General features: G+C 39.4%; 2 protein-coding genes and 2 pseudogenes. All 4 read right to left on the minus strand.

The annotated features are described in order from the left end of the window. The coding region (locus C7379_RS12465) for a phage integrase SAM-like domain and Arm DNA-binding domain-containing protein (RefSeq protein ID WP_207773435.1) at window positions 1-719 on the minus strand (719 nt) is incomplete at its 3' end. A gap of 769 nt (window positions 720-1,488) precedes the next feature. After that, window positions 1,489-1,806: pseudogene (locus C7379_RS13170) on the minus strand (hypothetical protein); the annotation flags it as partial. Window positions 1,807-1,885: 79 nt separating this feature from the next. Then, window positions 1,886-2,416, minus strand: coding sequence for a hypothetical protein (locus tag C7379_RS12480; protein ID WP_116617548.1), 531 nt, complete (start codon window positions 2,414-2,416; stop codon window positions 1,886-1,888). 100 nt (window positions 2,417-2,516) lie between these two features. Next, window positions 2,517-2,651 (minus strand): annotated as a pseudogene (locus tag C7379_RS13065) (IS30 family transposase); the annotation flags it as partial. Window positions 2,652-2,746: the final 95 nt, after the last annotated feature.

Here is a 2,746-nt window from a genome sequence, read left to right on the forward strand (position 1 = left end):
TCAAAGTGGAGAGTCTTTAACTTCTCAAATGCCCCTCTGTCAAGTGCTTTGGGGAGTTTCTTGTTACCCTTGCTGATTTTGACTTTGTCGAAAAGTAGGATATCTGCCAACCCCTCACGGTAAGCCAGCCTGCATACCGTTTTCAAATGAGTGGCGACATTGTAGAATGAGCTTTCCTGAAATCCACACTCTCCCAAGAAGTACTGCTGAAACTCATGGATGAAGTTCTCTGTCAGTTGTGAGAAGGCTAAGTCTGAAACCTTATACTTCTTTTGGATGAACTCCTGCAAGTGGATTCTCGTGGAGTGATAGCTTGCCATTGACTCTTTTCTGATGTCTACACCGACATGACTTTCTTTCTCCTTTATGAGCATATCAAGTCTTTCGATGAGCATGCACCGTGTCTGCACACTTCCTTGAAACTGTTTCTTCACATCGGTTGCGTCAAATGGGCAACCTCTTGCAAGCAAAGACTGATAGGCTGACTGAATGGACAGCAGCAAATTCTCCAACCTGCCATTCACTTCCACCGCCTCACAACTTTTTCCGTCCATTCTGCTCTCACGGGGATTCCACAAGTCAGGATTGCAGGAGAGCTTGCAACTGAACTGTGCGATGGAACGCCCAATGGTTATCCGTCCCATAATCGGAGCCTTGCCCGACTTGTCCAGACCGCTCTTTTTGAGGTAGAGCAACACCTTCATTTTTTCTGTTTTCATACGCTTTGATGTTTTGTGGCAAAATTACCAATTTCAAAGCGTTTCTCTCTTATGCAGAAAACTGCCGACCGCAGCAACAGCCACACGAGTAAAAATAATTCAGTTACCGAATATTACTCCATCGTTACCTATGGCAAAATCGGGTAACGCTCTGGTAACTGAACTTCTGCCTAAATCTGCATATTATAACTCTTTTTGAAAAGAGCACTTCTATGCAAATTATTTCGTTTCCTGCTCATTATCAGTCAGTTTACACCAACTTCGATATTTCTTCATTTTCGTTGATTAGTTGCAGCATGTTTAGGCCCTAAACGCGACATGATAAGGCACTAATCGCATTGCCATTACTATCTAATCATGCTGCCAATAAGGCCTAATCATGCTATGAGAAAGCACCAATCGCGGCACTCTTATGATTTTTGATAAAGCTCGACTTGGTTTTGACAAAAAAAGGTATCCCTTTTTGCTCTGGATGACTCGAAAATAATGATCAAAAAACAGTAATTATATTTTGTAAAATGAAGACTAAGGAGTGAAGAGTGAAGCATGGGGAGCAAAGAATGAATGAAGACAACTACACCGGATTCAAGAAGCGTCTGAGTGCAGTAGAAATTTACGCGTATGAACTTTTATGCCTACATCATATCTTCCTGTTTTTAATCCTATTTGCGCTTGTACATGGTTACCACAATCGTAGGGACCTACGGTATCTCCCCAAAAGAAAATACCTACTGAGCCTTTACCTCCCCCATTAAATATCAGCTGAGCCAAAGATTTGGCTATTGAGGGAAGATACAAAAGTTGAGATATGGAGCAGAACACTACTATACGAATGTATTTCTATGTTACGGTAAATGGGAAACAGTTGACTTGTTGGCTCAAAATCTTGGAAGATAATCTCACGAGTCTGTGCGTTGAAAGACTTGATGTTGTCAAGTGTAAAGAGATAGAGGCTTGAAGTAGCCCTTGTCATTCGGGTTGTCCCTATGGCAAACAATTCCGTTTTTGATACTTGCGCTGGAGTTAATACCTGCTCATTCTCGCTGTTGCAACCAATAAATAGGAACGACAAAATAAGCACTTGCAGGGCGTATAAACTTTTTTTATATCATATTGTTTTAATTGGTTTATCTCTTATTGCCATTAATCATTTTGAGGAGCAAATTCTAAACTTCGGGTAACACCTTTTTAGGATTGAGCGTTACTCTTGTCTTTTTATTCTGAACAATATTTACCTGCCCGTTATATACAATATCAGACTCTTCATATTTCATGTTTGGTCTGGCATAGTACACTTTCAGTTGATAATTTCCAGATGTCAATTTGCTCATCTTAAAATTGACATCGTATTTACAAATACAATCAGCAAGTGCATCAAGGACATTATGATACACAATCAGGGTAATATGATAGTCTTGATTGGCGATGTTCGCATAGATATTTCTTACGGCGCAGTTGGCTGCAACATCTTCAAACACACATTGGGCAACACCATCTTTTCCCAACTCAATGCTAAGGGTTGTATGTTTTGCATCATTTTCCAAATAGAAATCAGGGCGTGTTTCTGTTGGAGAGAGAGTTAACTTACAGGTGGAGTTAGCCACATCATAAACTCTCAAAGCATCGAGGACGATATTCTCCGAAGAACATGCCGACAATCCTATGAGACAAATTAGACAGTAAAATGCTTTTTTCATAATTACAAAGATTTAGGATATTGTTATTATATAAACGAAATTATCTGTCATTTCTTGCTTGTGCAATTCTTTATCGTAGAGTCAACCAGCAAGTGCAAAATTACAAAACGTGTTTGAAGAACTCGCACTTAGGTATAGAAAAGTTTAATTTTTCTCTCGGTCTTTCGTTCAGTTTCTTTTGTATCGACATAATTCTCTTGTCTGTGTAATGTTCAAACGAATCCTTTTTCGGTATTATTGCTGTCCGGTAAAACTTTATTAAACAAAATAATTTAGGGCTGACACTTCTCACGAGGTGTCAGCCCTTTTGGTTATCTTTGTTTTTACTAA

Source organism: Hallella colorans (assembly GCF_003096815.1).
Lineage (GTDB): Bacteria > Bacteroidota > Bacteroidia > Bacteroidales > Bacteroidaceae > Prevotella > Prevotella colorans.